Below are 16,185 nucleotides of genomic sequence, written 5' to 3'. Positions count from 1 at the left end.
GATTATGAGTGTTACCGCCCATGCGCAGCAGGTCATCACCCTGCAAAAAGCCATCGACCTTACGCTGCAAAACAACCTTACTATTAAACAGGCCCAGATCACTGAGTCGCTTGCCAAGGCAGATGTTGACCAAAGCAGATTCAATTTATATCCAACTTTAAGTGCTAACCCATCTGCCGGTTATGGTTTTGGCCGCAGCCCGGTAGCAGGTGCTTACGCTTACGCCAATCAAACTATATTTAACGTTAACGCGCAGGCTACTTTTCAGGAAGTGCTTTTCCAGGGCGGGCAGTTGCGTAACCAGATCATCGAGAATAAAATTATTCTTGACGCTGATAAAACCAGCACTGCTAAAGTAAAAAACGACCTGGTATTAAACGTGGTGGTTGATTATTTGCAGATATTAACCAACCAGGACCTGATCGCGGCAGCAAAACAACAGATTGATATCGCCAAAATAACCCTCGACCGGTCACAAAAGAATTTTGATGCCGGGAACCAAACGCTGGCTGATCTTTCACAGGCTAAGGCAGGCTTGTCTACCGCTGATTTGAACCTAACTACTGCTGAAAATCAATATGCATCCTCCATTCTTACTTTAAAGCAGTATATGGAAATGAGCGCAGATTCGGATATTGTTGTAGAAAAACCGGACATAAGCAAAATGGATAACATCCAAACTTTGTTTAATGCTGACGATGTTATCAAAACCGCATTAGGCGTTAACCCGGATGTTAAATTAGCTGAGCTGCAACAAAAAAGCTACGAGCAGCAAATTAAAATAGCTAAGGGTAATTACTACCCGACGGTTGCTTTATACGGCGGTTTGGCTTCTTATTACTCAAGCGCGAATATTAAATACAGGGTTGTTGGCAGTACGCCGCTTGCTTTTGAAACTATTGGTACGGTTACAGGTACCAATCAAACGGTGCAAAGTGTTACCCAGGTTTCCGAACCTATCTATGGTCCATATTCATTTACACGCCAGTTCGACGATAACTTTAACCAGAGTTTCGGCATAACTTTGCAGATCCCGATATTTAACCACTTTACAGCGCACACATCAGTAAAAAAAGCTAAGCTGAATTACGAGTACGCCCGGGTTACTACCGATCTTGCACGTATAACGCTAAGCAAAACCATTTTACAGGCTTTGCTGGATGTGCAGGCCGCGCAAAAAAGTTACATATCGGCGCAACAAACATATCAGGCCAATAAGGAAGCCTTTAATGTTGTGCAACAACGCTATAATGTTGGGCTGGTAAACTCCCTGGATTACAATACATCGTTAACCAATTACGAAAAATCAGAGAATGATATGATACAAGCAAAGTATACGCTCATCTTCCGCAGTAAAGTAATTGATTACTATTTGGGTAACCCGATAGTATTATAAGGGCAACATAATATAAAGAAATTAATAAATCCGAAATCGAAAATCCGACATCTGAATAAAAATAATCATGGGAAAAACTACTAAATACATATTGATAGTGCTTGGCGTTTTGGCCGTGCTTTTAGTTGCGCTTGTGGTAACCGGCGTAATAGGCGGACCAAAAAAGACACAGGTTGCCACTGAAAAAGCAGCCGTGCGTGAAATTACCGAAACGGTTACTGCCAGTGGTAAAATTAAACCGCACATGGAAGTGAAGATCACTGCAGAGGTATCGGGTGAAATTGTTGAGCTGCCGGTTAAAGAAGGCGATGTGGTTAAGAAAGGCCAGTTGCTTTGTAAGATCAGGCCTGATGTTTTGAAATCAGGTTATGAGCGCGCGGTTGCATCTTACAATTCTCAAAAGGCAAGTGTGGGTAATTCAAAACAAATGCTGGCGCAAGCACAGGCTACTTTCGAAAATCAGCAATCGATTTACAACCGTGATAAATCTCTTTTAGATAATAAAGTATTAACTGTTGCCGAGTTTGAAGCCGCTAAAGCCAGTTACGAAGGGGCTAAAGCCGCTTTAGAAGCTGCGAGGCAAAATGTGATCGGGTCAAACTTTGGATTGGCGCAGTCGTCTGCTTCGGTACAGGAAGCACAGGCTGATCTGGACAAAACGAGTATTTACTCTCCAATCGATGGTGTGATCTCCAAATTGTCAGTAGAAAAAGGCGACCGTGTGTTAGGAACTATCCAATTTGCCGGTACCGACATCATGACGGTTTCTGATCTGTCTAAATTAGATGTGAATGTTGATGTGAACGAGAACGATATTAACCGGATTGAAATGGGCGATTCATCAAATATTGATGTAGATGCCTTTGCCGATAAAAAATTCGCTGGTGCTGTGTCTGAAATAGGCAGCTCGGCAAACGTGGTTGGTACTAATGCCGACCAGGTAACCAACTTTACGGTTAAAGTAAGGATCAACCCGGAATCATATATGAACCTGTTGAAAAAGACCGCTGCTAACCCATCACCGTTCCGCCCGGGATTGACTGCTACTGTTTACATCAGGACGAATGATGTAAAAGGATTGTCGGTGCCGATACAGGCAGTTACTACCCGCGAAGAACCAAATAAATCAGGCAAGCCTAAAACTGATGACGATTCGCAGGCTGCAAAAATGAATGCGCCTGTTAAGGAATATGTTTTTGTTTACAAGGCAGGTAAGATCAAACAGGTTTTGGTTACCACAGGTATCCAGGATGATACTTATATCCAGATCTTATCAGGCTTAAAAGACGGTGATGAAGTGGTTTCTGCGCCTTATGCCGCTATCTCGAAAGATCTGAAAGATGGTATGCTGGTTGAAAAGGTTGATAAGTCGAAGTTATTTGATAAACCGGCTAATTAGAATTTAGATATTAGATTTGAGACGTGAGATTTGAGATAGGTTCGAACCCAAATAAAAATCTCACGTCTCAAATCTAATATCTCACATCTATTCCCATATATTTGTCCCGCTGCTTGAAAAACAATTTTCAGCAGCGGGACTTTTTATTTGAAATGGACAAGCAAATACACAGGGTAGCAGTTGTTGGTGGCGGTAGCTGGGCTACAGCCAACGTTAAAATGCTAACTGATAACATTAAAGACAAAGAGGTTTTTTGGTGGATGCGCAATGCCCAGGCGGTTGAGCATATCCAAAAGTTTAAGCATAACCCCAATTACCTCAGTTCGGTTGATGTTAAAATGCCGCCTTGTAATATTTCTACTGACCTTAAGCACATCATTCAAAGCGCCGACTTTATTTTATTAAATGTACCCGCCGCGTTTTTAAAGCAGGCTTTGGAGGGTATTACTCCTGAAGATTTTGCGGGGAAAAAGGTCATATCTGCTATAAAAGGAATAGTACCCGATGAAAATCAAATTGTCGGCGAGTTTTTGAACCAGCATTACAACTTATCTTTTAATAATTTCATCGTGATCAGTGGGCCTTGTCATGCCGAAGAGGTTGCGCTGGAAAAATTATCATATCTCACTATAGCATCCAGTGATATTGAACTGGCAGCCGAATTTGCCGGGCTCATCAACACCCGCTACATCAAAACCAATGTATCCGATGATATTTATGGTACCGAATATGGTGCAGTATTGAAGAACGTTTACGCCATAGCAGGCGGTATTTGTCACGGTGTTGGTTATGGCGATAATTTTCAGGCTGTACTAATCTCAAACGCGATACGCGAACTGGAGCGTTTTGTAGATACGGTGCATCCCATTGATCGTGACATTAAAGAATCAGCCTACCTAGGCGATTTGATGGTTACCGCGTACTCGCAATTCAGCCGTAACCGTACCTTTGGTAATATGATCGGTAAGGGTTACACGGTAAAGTCGGCCCAACTGGAAATGAATATGGTTGCAGAAGGTTACTACGCTGTAAATTGCCTCCACGAAGTGAATAAAAGTTATAGCGTACATATGCCGATTTGTGACGCTGTGTACAATATCCTCTACCAGAAACATTCACCCGCAATTGAAATGAAACATTTGGCCGAGCATTTGAGTTAGTATTGCAAACACAAACTCATACAATATGAAAAATGCACTAAAGGTTGCTTTATTAGCAACAGGAATATTCTCTGTTACATTGGGCCATGCCCAAACGGTTAAACAGGATGCCAAAGACGTAGGCCATAAAACATCGGAAATTGCTGCAAAAAGCAAAGCAGCTATTGTCGACAGAAAATACGATGGTAAAAAAGGCCCGGGCGGACAAACCATCTACATCGATAAATATTCACACTACTACTACGTGAATTCAAAAGGTCATAAATATTATCTGAAAAAATCTCAGTTAAGAAACGAATAATATCGAATGTTAATCTTAGTTTCAATTTTTCGTATCGCCCAAAAATGAAAACAATAACTTTTTTGATCATCAGCCTCGCTTGTGCTGTAATGCTGATGTCAGTTGCCTGTTCGCCTAAGCAAAAAAGGGATCCTAATTTAATAGGGGAATGGAAATCAACCGCCGATGGCAGCAAGCTTAATATTACCGATAAAGGTTTTATGATGGCCAAGGATTCACCAGAGCCGGAAGATTATTTTGTTAAAGGCGATACGATCTATACTTCGTTCGAGGGTAATTTGCCTTACACCAAATATGCTATCAAGCATTTGGATGAGCATGTATTAAAGCTGTTTACGCCTGATTCAACCTTAGTTGAGTTTAGTAAATAAAAAAAGCCTCCGGGTAACTAATCCGGAGGCATAACTAAACTAACTAAACTAATTGCATCCCCACTACGGGATGCGGTATGAAAACTAAAAAAACTAAAATCTTTTACGGCGTTCCGGGCGATCTTCACGGCGTTTGCCGGAGAAATCACGGAAACCACCGGCTCCGCCTTCACGTCTTTCGCCACCTGTGCTGCTACGTTCGCGGTTAAAGCCACCTTCGCGTCTTTCACCACCACCGCTGCTACGGTCACGGTTGTAACCGCCGCCACCAGATCTGCCGCCGCCGCTGTAACCACCACCGCCCTGGCGTCTTTCGCCTTCGGGACGGGTGCTGCTTGTGCCTTCGCCAGATACTTCTATCCTAACTTCGCGGCCCTTAAAGTCAATGCCTTTAAATCCGGTCATTACTTTTTCAACGTCTGCATTAGCTACTTCAAAGAAAGAGTAAACACCCTTAACATCGATCTTGCCAACTGTACGGCCGCTTATTTTGGTGTTGTTGCAAATGTAACCTAACAGATCGCCACGATTAAATTCATCAACAGAACCTAAGTTTATAAACAAACGTGTAAACTCTGCTGATCCGGCACGTGGTGCACGCTCGCCTCTTTCACCACGCTCGCCTTCAAACCTAACACGGTCATCAGCAGGCGCGTTCAAATCAGGCGCGTTTTTGTAATATTCTAAAAAGCGGTTAAACTCTAACGATGCAAAGCGTTTAATGATATCCTCTTTACTCAGCTCTTTAAACTCATCCATAATACGTGGGATGTATTGTTCAATTTGCTGCTCGTTAACTTCAACATTATGTACTTTATGTACCAGGGCAAATAATTGTTTTTCTACAACATCAAACCCGGTTGGTATTTCAGCTTTAACAAACTTTTTGCCGATAACACGCTCTAACTGGCGTATTTTACCAAGTTCTTTACCGTTAATGATAGCGATTGATACACCTGTTTTACCTGCACGGGCTGTACGGCCGCTACGGTGGGTGTAATTCTCTATCTCATCAGGTAACGAGTAGTTAATAACGTGTGTTACATCATTAACATCAATACCACGCGCAGCAACGTCAGTAGCAATAAGCAACTGTAAGCTGCGGTCGCGGTAACGTTTCATTACCTTATCGCGTTGTTGTTGCGATAAATCGCCGTGTAAAGCATCAGCATTGTAACCATCTTTAATTAAAGATTCGGCTATTTCCTGTGTTTCAATTTTAGTACGGCAAAATACGATACCGAAGATCTCCGGATTGAAATCAACAATACGTTTGAACGCGGCATACTTGTCACGGGCACGGATGATATAATATTCGTGTTCAATGTTAGCATTACCGGTGTTTTTTGTGCCCATTGTAAGCTCATGAGGATCGGTCATGTATTTTTTGGCGATCCTGCGAACTTCAGTAGGCATGGTGGCTGAAAACAGCCATGTTTTTTTCTCGTCGGGTGTTGTAGATAGAATACTGTCAATGTCTTCCTGAAAGCCCATGTTGAGCATTTCATCAGCTTCGTCTAATACTACAAATTTCACCTTCGAAAAATCAATCGCTTTACGATTGATAATATCAAGCATACGGCCGGGAGTTGCAACAACAATTTGCACTCCACGCTTAATCTGGCGTAATTGATCAGAGATACTTGCTCCGCCATATACCGCAACAACGTGTACGTTGGGCATATTTTTAGAGTAGTTGTTCAGATCGTTCGTAATCTGTAAACAAAGTTCGCGCGTTGGGCACAAAATAAGCGCCTGCGGATAATTTTCTTCAAAATCCAGCAGTTCTAATAATGGTAGGCCAAAGGCAGCAGTCTTACCGGTCCCGGTTTGGGCTAATCCGACAAAATCGTTGCTGCCTGTTAACAATACCGGAATTGACTGTTCCTGGATTGGCGTAGGGTTTTCGAACCCTAACTCAGAGATGGCATTAACAATATCATGACGGATTCCCAGTTGAATAAATGGGTTCATGAATTTAAATAACGAATTTGACAACATCGTCAAATCGGGCGCAAAGGTAAGGCTAATATTTAACAATTCCAAGTCCTGATTTATAGTGAAAATTTAAGCATATCTTTTAATGATCATTATTTAGCGGCACGTTTTATAATCCTAACAATAAATTCATTAAAAGATAACCTTGAAATCAAAATTATATTTTGTAAAGTTCAGAATAGTGATCATGAAAATACATACATGCTTAATTAATAGGCAAAAATTAATTATAACAAAAATGATACACAAAATGCCATTTATTTAGAGCTATCGGGAATAATTTATTCAAAAAATTACCTAATTTTCCCTTGTTTTTAACCTATATAAAAGTTTATTTCAATTGCTATTTATCTATGTTCGTGTTATTAGGTCAAAAAATTGTGCATCAGCTATTTAACTATGCCTTTTTATTTATCAATTAATTAAATCCTGCAAATCGCCGGGCTTCGAAATGCTAAATGCATTTATCATATCGTATAAATAATGTCCGTATTCAGAAGTATTGAAGTATCCGACCCTCAGTTTGAAAGTAATAATCTCAGGTTCATCACGGTTAAAACAGCTAATTTAAAAGGCCGTGGCGATATTTGTGTTTACGTACCGCCAGGTACAAGCTCCGCATGCACTTTGCCCATTGTTATCCTGCTGCATGGCGCTTATGGCAGTGCCTGGAACTGGACTTACCAGGCGGGTGTCCATCTTAAAGTTGATGAGCTCATCAGGAATAATGATCTGCCGCCTATGATCCTGGCGATGCCGTCTGACGGAATGTGGGGCGATGGGTCTGCCTATATGCCCCATGATAATTTAAATTTTGAGAAGTGGATAGTGGATGATGTGCATAACGCCCTCATAGAAACCATTAAAGGGGCAACAGCGGATTCGCCATTGTTTATCGCGGGATTATCCTTAGGTGGTTTTGGTGCTTTAAAGTTAGGGGCCAAATACAATAAAAAATTCAGGGCTATGTCGGGCCTTTCATCGGTTACCAGCTTGGCGCAAATTAAATTTTTTGTGGAGGAACCACTTAAAAGCTATTGCCAGGTAAATATTATTGACGAGGATGTGCTGGCAACCCTAAAGCACTATCGTAAAGAGCTGCCGCCGTTCCGTTTTGATTGTGGTGATGATGATCTGTTGGTTAAATATAACCGCGAACTGCACCGCCAATTGCAAAATGAAGGCATCCAGCATCTTTATGAGGAATATAAAGGCGGTCATGAATGGTCATACTGGGCGACGCGAATAGTGAGTACGCTTAAGTTTTTTGCTGCTTATTTATAGCGGTATCACCCTTGCTACAGTTAATTATTATCATCTTACTGTAAGGATGAGATTTTTTTTCATTTTGACATATCCAAGCGGTACAATATTACGTTAATATAAGCAGTATGTGATTCTTACATACATTGTGATAAGGTTTAGGTTGAAAGCCCCCAAGCAGCGAGTGCAAGGGGGCTTTTATTTTTTCAATAAACTATGCAGTGTATTTTACGCTTTGCTCAAAATCAAATCCTTCCAGGTAGGATATCTTCCATTTATTGCCTTCTTTTTTTACCTTGAATTTATATCTGAATTCATCGGGTGAATTATCGGTATTTATTCCAATCCTGCCCCACGTCCAATACAATTCTCCTTCTTCCTTATTTAGGCTTACTACATGCACATCAACCAAACTATAAGCATTAGGCTTGTCGTACGGAACATCCTGGCAGTCACTCCATGGGTCAACATCATTTGCAAAGTTATATGGCGGCAATTCTCCGGTCGACCAGGGCGCAAATCGCTTATTCTTCATTTCTTGTTCGAGTGTTGAAAGTATATTATGATAATTGTCAATAAATTCATCGGAAAAATATCCGGTGGATTTGAATATTTTAAGATTGGCTTTCACCTTTTCATCATCAAAGCCAATACAAAGGCTGTCTTTGCTATCAGTGATTACAGGCGTCAGGTCGGGTGCTTTTCCAGATTCGGCCCAAAGTAAAACTTTGCGGATCAATGCTTGAATATCTTTTTTATCAGCAATGGAATCAGACATAACATTATTTGCATCAGATTTATTGCTTTGTAGTATTACGCTATCTTTATTTATAGAATCTGTTTTTTTGAGTGGCGACTGTTTTTTAGGCTGGTTACAGCCAAACAGACTTAAGGCTAAAAATAAACCTCCAATTGATGCTTTTTTCATATTGTGATAGATGTTGTATTAGGGCTTTGATAATTAAATATAGATAAATTATCCATTCCTTTGTTGATTATTAAATGATATGTCCGACATCAAACAAGAACTTTATAATCAATGTGTTGCCTACGTACAAGCCCGTATGGCTGCTGCCGAAGATGCTTATAAGGATGCCGAAAAGGCATCAAACGACGATACCAAAAGCAGCGCGGGCGACAAATATGAAACCGGCCGTGCCATGATGCAGCAGGAGAAGGACCGTAACACTATACAGGTTAATGAGGCTAATAAACTAATGGTAGCGTTAACCGGCATTAGTATCAAGGGAAATTCAGATACAGTTGATACCGGCAGTGTAGTAATAACTGATAACGGTAAGTTTTACATCGCAATAAGCGCAGGAACATTAAAAGTAGATGATGAAAATTACTTTGCTGTATCGGCAGCGGCGCCTATAGTCATAAAAATGCTGGGCAAAAAAGCAGGGGAGGAATTTGACGTGAACGGTAAGAGTTATAAGATTTTAGAGGTTTTGTAATTTCCAAGTTGTTATTTTGAGCAGAGCGAAAAATCTGTAAAGTAGTTTACACCGTGCAGATTCTTCGCTTTGCTCAGGTTGACCAAGGGAAAATAAGTGATAATAGAATTACTCTTCAACCATTTCACTATTCGGGCTTGCCAGTTCCGGTACTTCGTGCTTAAAATAGCGCTTTTGGAATATCAATATAGCAATAACACCTACGGAGATAGCGGAATCTGCCAAGTTAAAAACCGGGCGGAAAAATACGTAATCCTGACCGCCCCAGCCCGGGACCCATTGCGGGAAATTACCTGACAACAATGGGAAATAAAACATATCCACTACACGGCCATAAAACAATTCGCCGTGCTGGTATAACACTCCATAAAAAGTAGAATCTACAATGTTACCTAACGCACCAGCCAATATTAAGGCAACACACATGATCAACCCACGGTGATATTTATGTTTGATAAGATATACCAAACCATAGCCTATTGCTACTACAGCCGCAATACGGAACAGGGTTAGTACCAGCTTACCAAAAGCGCCGCCCAATTCCATACCGAAGGCCATTCCGTTATTTTCAGTATAATGCAGCATGCCGCGGTCGCCTAAAAAGTGGATATCCTGGCCCAGGTACATATTGGTACGCACCCAGGTTTTGATGATCTGGTCCACCAATACAATTAAAACAACAACTAAAAACGGTTTTAAATACGCCGGCTTCATTATTGTTTAAGTTTGGCCTCCATGCTTAGTGTGGTATGTGGCACCGCACGTAAACGTTCCTTAGGGATCAGTTTACCGGTTTCGCGACAAACGCCATAGGTTTTATTTTCAATACGTACCAAAGCGGCCTCTAATTGCTCAATAAATTTCTTTTGACGTGCAGCCAATTGGTTAATTTGTTCTTTCTCTAATGTTGCAGAGCCATCCTCTAAAGTTTTGTAAGTACCTGCGGTATCATCGGTACCGTTTGCATTGGGTGAGCTTAGTGAGGTAGCAAGCGAATTCAGTTCTTCGCGGGCAATACGTAATTTATCTAATAAAAGGTCTTTAAATTCTTTTAGTTCGTTGTCTGAATATCTGGTTTTAATAGTCTCGTTTTCCATTATGATTTATTAATAACAATATAAATTGCGTGTGCTTCAATATTTATTAAATCACCGTTATTTAGCTCATCCTCAAGTAATATGCCATCGGCTAAAATTTCGGCGCAAATATAGGCTAAATTATTCTTTACTGCATCCTTAATAAAAGGATGGTTTTGCAGGCGGACATTTATCCTATCGGTAACCTCAAATCCTTTATCCTTACGTAAATTTTGTATGCGATTGATCAGTTCTCGTGATATTCCTTCCTGTTTAAGTTCATTGGTAAGCGTAACATCTAAAGCAACAGTTAGTTTTCCTAAACTTGCAACTTGCCAGCCCGGGATATCTTCGGCTATGATCTCGACATCATTAATTAGTATCGAGTATTTAGTATCAAGTATCAGGATGTTTCCTTCGGCCTCCAACTTTTCAATATCCTCTTGTGTGAAATTAGTGATCGCTTCAGCAACCGCCTTCATATCCTTGCCAACCTTCGCGCCCAGAGCTTTAAAGTTTGGTTTTATCTTTTTCTTAATAAAGCCCGACGCGTCAGTGATATATTCTATATTCTTAATGTTAGTTTCAGATAAAATCAAATCTTTTACTTGTTCAACCTGGCGTTCAAAGTCTTTGTTCAACACCGGCAGCATAATTTTGCTTAAAGGCTGCCTTACATTGATGCTTACTTTTTTACGAAGCGATAATACTAATGACGAAATGTCCTGTGCCATTTGCATCCGCTCTTCCAGTTCTTTATTAACCAGCTCGGTTTGATAAACCGGGAAGTCAGCCAAATGTACCGATTCACGGTCTTCCTTAGCGGTTACTTTATTCAGATCGTTATATAAGCTATCTGAGAAAAACGGCGCGATAGGCGACGTTAGTTTGGAGATAGTTACCAAACAAGTATAAAGCGTTTGGTAGGCCGATAATTTATCGTCAGAGTTATCTGATTTCCAGAAACGGCGGCGACTTAAACGTACATACCAATTGCTTAAATGCGCATCTACAAAATCCTGTATAGCACGGGCAGCTTTGGTGGGCTCAAAATCAGCGTAAAACTCATCCACCTCTTTAGTTAAGGTGTTTAGTAATGAGATGATCCACTGGTCGATCTCAGGCCGGTCGCTTAATTTGATCTCGTCCTCGCTGTAGGTAAAGCCATCGATATTGGCATACATCGCGAAGAAATTGTAGGTATTATAAAGCGTTCCGAAGAACTTACGGCGAACCTCGTCAATACCTTCAATATTAAATTTAAGGTTATCCCAGGGAGCCGCGTTGCTGATCATGTACCAGCGGGCAGCATCAGCGCCGTATTGTTCGATGGTGGCAAAAGGATCAACCGTATTGCCTAAACGTTTAGACATTTTGTTGCCGTTTTTATCCAGCACCAAACCGTTTGATACCACATTTTTAAACGCGATACCTTTATTACCAATCTTTTCATTAATGGCTTTTACTTCGTCACTGGCTTCGCTTAATAAAACCGCGATAGCATGCAGCGTAAAGAACCAGCCACGTGTTTGATCCACACCTTCGGCAATGAAGTCTGCCGGGTATGCGTTTGCAAACTCTTCTTTATTTTCAAAAGGGAAATGCCATTGCGCGTAAGGCATGGCACCGCTGTCGAACCAAACGTCGATCAAATCGGGTTCGCGCAACATGGGTTTACCGTTTGATGAGGTTAAGATCACATCATCAACATAAGGGCGGTGCATATCGATCAGCTCAAACGCTTCCGGCATTAAGCCTGCGGCTTTTGATATGGCGATCTCTGCTTCCAGTTCTTTTATCGAACCAATGCATTTTTCTTCGTTTCCATCTACCTCGCGCCAGATGGGCAGCGGCGTACCCCAGTAACGTGAACGTGATAAGTTCCAATCCACCAGATTTTCCAGCCAGTTACCAAAACGGCCTGTACCGGTTGATTCCGGTTTCCAGTTGATGGTTTTGTTAAGCTCCACCATTTTATCTTTAACGGCAGTAGTTTTTACAAACCAGCTATCCAGCGGATAATATAATATCGGTTCGTCCGAACGCCATGAGTGCGGGTAGCTGTGCTCATATTTTTTAACGTCAAACGCTTTGTTTTCTTCTTTTAGCTTGATGGAGATCAAAACATCCGTTGGCCTGAAACCGGCTTCCGCACGTTCCGCATCGCTGTAATATTCCTCTTTAACATAACGGCCCGCGAAATCGGTAACCTCAGCAACAAACTTACCTTGTTTGTCAACCAAAGGTACTTCCTTGCCGGTTTCGTCTTTGATCAGTACTGATGGTACGTTATTTTCCTTACATGCCCTAAAGTCATCTGCACCAAAAATTGATGCCGTGTGTACGATGCCTGTGCCGTCTTCGGTAGTCACAAAATCAGCAGGGATCACTCGGAAAGCATTTGCTTCCAGGTCGGGGTTAGTTACGTACGGCATTAATTGCTCGTAATGGATACCTAATAATTGCTTGCCTTTGTAATTTGCCTTGATTGTCCACGGGATAATCTTATCGCCGCCTTTATATTCTTCAAATGAAGCGTTTTCGGTTTCGGCCTTAAAATATTTACCAACTAAATCCTTTGCTAAAACAACGCTAACCGGTTTGTAGGTGTATGGGTTAAAGGTGTTTATTTTTACATAATCAATCTTCTCGCCAACGGCTAAAGCACAATTTGAAGGCAAAGTCCACGGCGTGGTTGTCCATGCTAAAATAAATACTTCGTTATATTCTCCGTCAAATAAAAATGCCGAATCAGCATCATGTTTAACCTTGAATTGCGCGGTGATTGTGGTATCCTTCACCATTTTATAGGTGCCCGGTTGGTTCAGCTCATGCGAGCTAAGGCCGGTACCTGATTTTGGTGAATAAGGCTGTACCGTATAGCCTTTGTATAAAAATCCTTTATCATATAACTGCTTTAGTATCCACCAAAGCGATTCAATGTATTCGTTTTTGTAGGTGATGTAAGGGTCTTCCAGGTCAACCCAGTAACCCATTTTTTCGGTCAGGTCGTTCCAGACGTCGGTATATCGCATGACCTCGCGGCGGCATTCAGCGTTATAATCTTCAACGGAAATCTTTTTGCCGATATCGTCCTTAGTAATACCTAATGCCTTTTCAACAGCCAGCTCAATGGGCAAACCGTGCGTATCCCAGCCGCCTTTACGTTTAACCTGGAAACCTTTCAGTGTTTTATAGCGACAGAAAATATCCTTAATAGCACGCGCCATTACGTGGTGGATACCGGGCATACCATTCGCGCTCGGCGGGCCTTCGTAAAAGGTATATGGGTTGTTAGCCGGACGGCTGCTGATACTTTTCTCGAAAATATTTTGCGCCTTCCAAAACTCCAGTATCTGCTTGCCGGTATCAGATAAATTTAACTGCTTATATTCCTTGTATTTCAATTTTTTACACCTAAATTTTAGAGGTTGCAAAAATATGAATTTTAAGCTTAAAAAGTTATATGGAATAATGAAATTAAAGCGTCAAAATTGTCTGAACCAGAATTTTTAAAATTAAATATGATTTTCAGAATTCTAAAAATCCGCTTAATACCTAAAATCCGAATTTAGATATTCACCTGTCAGCAATAATTAATATCTTCACCCTGTAACAAACCACCTTAACCCAAAGTCTTATAACCGCAACCATAGTTTAATTCATGCCGGTAAAAACAACTTATAAAGAAAACATTGCCATTGCTTTAACCTCCATAAAAGGTAACCGGCTGCGCACTTCGCTTACGGCATTAATTATAGCTATCGGTATTATGGCATTGGTGGGCATTTTAACCGCTATTGATGGCATCCGCCAGCAAACCAATAGTGCGTTTGCCGGGCTTGGTGCAAACTCGTTCACCATAGCTAATACTGCCGACCTGGGATTTGGTAATGGCGGGCACCGCAAGGTTTTTCCGCCAATAACTTATGAGCAGACTGTGAGTTTTAAACAGAAATTCAGTTTGCCGGTAGTGGTAACCATTAACTTGAATGTAACCGGTACAGGGATATTGAAATACGGCAATACTAAAACTAACCCAAATATTTCTGTAGCCGGCACAACTGATGGTTATATGCAAACCACCGGGCATAAAATGGCTTTCGGCCGGTTTTTTTCTTCGGATGAACTACAGCACGGCGAAAACGTGGTGGTTATTGGTGATGAAATAAAAGACAAGTTATTTAAAAACGAAGACCCGGTTGATAAATCGATATTGATTGGCAATAACCGTTTTAGGGTAGTAGGCGTTTTCGCTAAGAAAGGCTCAAGTATGGGTGCCGGTGATAAATTTTGTGTGATACCTGTGCTTAAAGCCAAACAAATTGATACCATCAGCAACCCAACTTTTAATGTAACCGTTATGGTAGGCCAACCAAGCGCGCTTGATGCCGCCAGCGGCGAGGCAACTTCATTGTTTCGTAATATCCGCGACCTGCGGATCGGCAAGGAAGATAATTTCAACATTCAGCGCAGCGATTCCATCCAAAAAGAATTGTCAGGGAACCTGGACAATATTACTTACGGTGGCGTGGCAATAGGTGTTATTACACTAATTGGCGCCGCGATAGCTTTAATGAATATTATGATGGTATCGGTAACCGAACGTACCCGCGAAATAGGCCTGCGCAAGGCTATAGGTGCCACGCCAAGCATTATACGAAAGCAGTTCTTAATTGAAGCAATTGTGATCTGCTTAATTGGCGGCGTACTCGGAATCTTTTTAGGGATATTAATCGGTAATGTGATCGTAATATTAACAAAGGGAAGTTTTGTAATACCTTTTGAGTGGATAGGCATTGCCTTAACCGTCTGTACCGGGATTGGTTTATTATCTGGTTTTTATCCGGCCAGTAAAGCATCAAAGCTTGATCCGGTAGAGGCTTTGAGATACGAATAGGGAATAGAATCAAGTAATTAGATTCAAAATCAAGATTTATAACCCGTTTTTGACGGAATTTAATTTTAACTCTTGATCCCTTAGTTTTGACTCTACCCCCAACAGCATTATATTCTTTAAAGGGTAATCAAAAAGGAGCTTCTCAATATAGGTTGTCCTTAGCGCATCATTTAGCGCTGCTGCATGCCTTAAATGGTGCATGTCGCTTGCTATATAATCTATTAAATGATTGTCTATTAAACTTTCGGCTGTAGCTTTTACTTCTTTGCCATAATAACCGGTGAGCGATATTGTGTTTAGCTGAAAATCGCAGCCCCACGAATGCAGCATTTTATACTGATCCATGGTCATGTATGGATACCGCTCGGGATGCGCCAGTATTGGTTTGTAACCAAGCGTGATCAGTTTTTGAACAACCGGTATATAATTTGGCGGAAGATTGATAAATGAAAACTCAAACAGAACATAATTATCACCGATAATCATTAGTTCCTTTTTATCTATGCGGGGTTCAAAAGTTTCGTCGAAAAAGTGCTCGGCGGCGGCTTCAACCTCAATATCAATCTGTTGATTTTTTAATTCCGCTTTTAAAATGGCAAGCGCATCGCCAATGGTTTGAGCATTATTACGGTAAAAATCAACCATAATATGTGGCGTGGCAATAATTTTCCGGATACCGAGCGCCATCATTTTTTTTACAAGGGCAACTGATTCCTCCACGGTTTGCGCGCCATCATCAATTCCCGGTAAAATATGGGAATGCATATCAACAGCAATCGACTCATAGTTAAATGTAATCTCTTTTTTACTGCCGCTTTTGCTTTTACTCTTAAAAAAACCGAACATCTTATGGTAGCTATT

The 16,185-nt window shown here is 41.1% G+C and carries 14 protein-coding genes; 8 read left to right on the top strand and 6 right to left on the bottom strand.

The window, feature by feature from the left end; genetic code table 11:
• Nucleotides 1-4 precede the first annotated feature (4 nt).
• From ACYZ0U_RS01325 to ACYZ0U_RS01305, 5 genes are all read left to right on the top strand, one after another.
• Nucleotides 5-1,396 (top strand): TolC family protein, encoded by a 1,392-nt coding sequence (locus ACYZ0U_RS01325; protein ID WP_461449016.1) that lies wholly within the window; start codon nt 5-7, stop codon nt 1,394-1,396.
• A 67-nt stretch (nt 1,397-1,463) separates the two neighbouring features.
• A complete protein-coding gene (locus ACYZ0U_RS01320) occupies nt 1,464-2,795 on the top strand; it encodes an efflux RND transporter periplasmic adaptor subunit (protein WP_461449014.1) in 1,332 nt (443 codons plus the stop codon).
• A 152-nt stretch (nt 2,796-2,947) separates the two neighbouring features.
• Nucleotides 2,948-3,955, top strand: a complete 1,008-nt coding sequence (locus ACYZ0U_RS01315; protein WP_461449012.1) for an NAD(P)H-dependent glycerol-3-phosphate dehydrogenase — start codon at nt 2,948-2,950, stop codon at nt 3,953-3,955.
• A gap of 25 nt (nt 3,956-3,980) precedes the next feature.
• A complete protein-coding gene (locus tag ACYZ0U_RS01310; protein ID WP_461449010.1) occupies nt 3,981-4,256 on the top strand; it encodes a hypothetical protein in 276 nt (91 codons plus the stop codon).
• A gap of 44 nt (nt 4,257-4,300) precedes the next feature.
• Nucleotides 4,301-4,627, top strand: a complete 327-nt coding sequence (locus tag ACYZ0U_RS01305) for a hypothetical protein (RefSeq protein ID WP_461449008.1) — start codon at nt 4,301-4,303, stop codon at nt 4,625-4,627.
• A 93-nt stretch (nt 4,628-4,720) separates the two neighbouring features.
• Here ACYZ0U_RS01305 and ACYZ0U_RS01300 read toward each other — a convergent pair whose 3' ends face one another.
• Nucleotides 4,721-6,601, bottom strand: coding sequence for a DEAD/DEAH box helicase (locus tag ACYZ0U_RS01300; RefSeq protein WP_461449006.1), 1,881 nt, complete (start codon nt 6,599-6,601; stop codon nt 4,721-4,723).
• A 507-nt stretch (nt 6,602-7,108) separates the two neighbouring features.
• On the opposite strand from ACYZ0U_RS01300, the gene ACYZ0U_RS01295 reads away from it, so the two are divergent.
• Nucleotides 7,109-7,909, top strand: a complete 801-nt coding sequence (locus ACYZ0U_RS01295) for an alpha/beta hydrolase (protein WP_461449003.1) — start codon at nt 7,109-7,111, stop codon at nt 7,907-7,909.
• A gap of 193 nt (nt 7,910-8,102) precedes the next feature.
• Here ACYZ0U_RS01295 and ACYZ0U_RS01290 read toward each other — a convergent pair whose 3' ends face one another.
• Nucleotides 8,103-8,816: a hypothetical protein gene (locus tag ACYZ0U_RS01290; protein WP_461449001.1), complete on the bottom strand. Its 714-nt coding sequence runs from the start codon at nt 8,814-8,816 to the stop codon at nt 8,103-8,105.
• Nucleotides 8,817-8,895: 79 nt separating this feature from the next.
• Here ACYZ0U_RS01290 and ACYZ0U_RS01285 point away from each other — a divergent pair, with 79 nt between their 5' ends.
• Complete coding sequence (locus ACYZ0U_RS01285; RefSeq protein ID WP_461448999.1) at nt 8,896-9,348, top strand: 3-oxoacyl-ACP synthase; 453 nt, start codon at nt 8,896-8,898, stop codon at nt 9,346-9,348.
• A gap of 108 nt (nt 9,349-9,456) precedes the next feature.
• Here ACYZ0U_RS01285 and ACYZ0U_RS01280 read toward each other — a convergent pair whose 3' ends face one another.
• From ACYZ0U_RS01280 to ileS, 3 genes are read right to left on the bottom strand one after another with little or no spacing between them, the layout of a single operon-like run.
• Entirely contained in the window at nt 9,457-10,062 is a 606-nt protein-coding gene (locus tag ACYZ0U_RS01280; protein ID WP_461448997.1) for a lipoprotein signal peptidase, read from the bottom strand.
• Nucleotides 10,062-10,445 carry a TraR/DksA family transcriptional regulator gene (locus ACYZ0U_RS01275; RefSeq protein WP_461448995.1) on the bottom strand — a complete coding sequence of 128 codons (384 nt, stop codon included), beginning with the start codon at nt 10,443-10,445 and terminating at the stop codon, nt 10,062-10,064. Before ACYZ0U_RS01275 ends, ACYZ0U_RS01280 begins: the two co-directional genes overlap by 1 nt.
• Nucleotides 10,445-13,831, bottom strand: coding sequence for an isoleucine--tRNA ligase (ileS, locus tag ACYZ0U_RS01270; protein ID WP_461448993.1), 3,387 nt, complete (start codon nt 13,829-13,831; stop codon nt 10,445-10,447). Before ileS ends, ACYZ0U_RS01275 begins: the two co-directional genes overlap by 1 nt.
• Before the next feature lie 257 nt (nt 13,832-14,088).
• Here ileS and ACYZ0U_RS01265 point away from each other — a divergent pair, with 257 nt between their 5' ends.
• Nucleotides 14,089-15,324: an ABC transporter permease gene (locus ACYZ0U_RS01265; RefSeq protein ID WP_461448991.1), complete on the top strand. Its 1,236-nt coding sequence runs from the start codon at nt 14,089-14,091 to the stop codon at nt 15,322-15,324.
• A 36-nt stretch (nt 15,325-15,360) separates the two neighbouring features.
• On the opposite strand, the gene ACYZ0U_RS01260 is transcribed toward ACYZ0U_RS01265, so the two are convergent.
• A complete protein-coding gene (locus ACYZ0U_RS01260; RefSeq protein WP_461448989.1) occupies nt 15,361-16,170 on the bottom strand; it encodes a tyrosine-protein phosphatase in 810 nt (269 codons plus the stop codon).
• Between the last annotated feature and the right edge of the window lie 15 nt (nt 16,171-16,185).

Origin of the sequence: Mucilaginibacter sp., assembly GCF_965225845.1 — a bacterium.
GTDB lineage: Bacteria > Bacteroidota > Bacteroidia > Sphingobacteriales > Sphingobacteriaceae > Mucilaginibacter.
Note: the sequence above shows the minus strand (reverse complement) of the source record. Positions and strands in the feature narration are given on the sequence as shown.

Bases quoted from the DNA above. Each gene is read 5' to 3' on its own strand.
- ACYZ0U_RS01285 (WP_461448999.1), top strand. From the start codon at position 8,896: ATGTCCGACATCAAACAAGAACTTTATAATCAATGTGTTGCCTACGTA.
- ACYZ0U_RS01260 (WP_461448989.1), bottom strand. From the start codon at position 16,170: ATGTTCGGTTTTTTTAAGAGTAAAAGCAAAAGCGGCAGTAAAAAAGAG.
- ACYZ0U_RS01290 (WP_461449001.1), bottom strand. From the start codon at position 8,816: ATGAAAAAAGCATCAATTGGAGGTTTATTTTTAGCCTTAAGTCTGTTT.
- ACYZ0U_RS01295 (WP_461449003.1), top strand. From the start codon at position 7,109: ATGTCCGTATTCAGAAGTATTGAAGTATCCGACCCTCAGTTTGAAAGT.
- ACYZ0U_RS01325 (WP_461449016.1), top strand. From the start codon at position 5: ATGAGTGTTACCGCCCATGCGCAGCAGGTCATCACCCTGCAAAAAGCC.
- ACYZ0U_RS01315 (WP_461449012.1), top strand. From the start codon at position 2,948: ATGGACAAGCAAATACACAGGGTAGCAGTTGTTGGTGGCGGTAGCTGG.
- ACYZ0U_RS01320 (WP_461449014.1), top strand. From the start codon at position 1,464: ATGGGAAAAACTACTAAATACATATTGATAGTGCTTGGCGTTTTGGCC.
- ACYZ0U_RS01265 (WP_461448991.1), top strand. From the start codon at position 14,089: ATGCCGGTAAAAACAACTTATAAAGAAAACATTGCCATTGCTTTAACC.
- ACYZ0U_RS01275 (WP_461448995.1), bottom strand. From the start codon at position 10,445: ATGGAAAACGAGACTATTAAAACCAGATATTCAGACAACGAACTAAAA.
- ACYZ0U_RS01305 (WP_461449008.1), top strand. From the start codon at position 4,301: ATGAAAACAATAACTTTTTTGATCATCAGCCTCGCTTGTGCTGTAATG.
- ACYZ0U_RS01280 (WP_461448997.1), bottom strand. From the start codon at position 10,062: ATGAAGCCGGCGTATTTAAAACCGTTTTTAGTTGTTGTTTTAATTGTA.
- ACYZ0U_RS01300 (WP_461449006.1), bottom strand. From the start codon at position 6,601: ATGAACCCATTTATTCAACTGGGAATCCGTCATGATATTGTTAATGCC.
- ACYZ0U_RS01310 (WP_461449010.1), top strand. From the start codon at position 3,981: ATGAAAAATGCACTAAAGGTTGCTTTATTAGCAACAGGAATATTCTCT.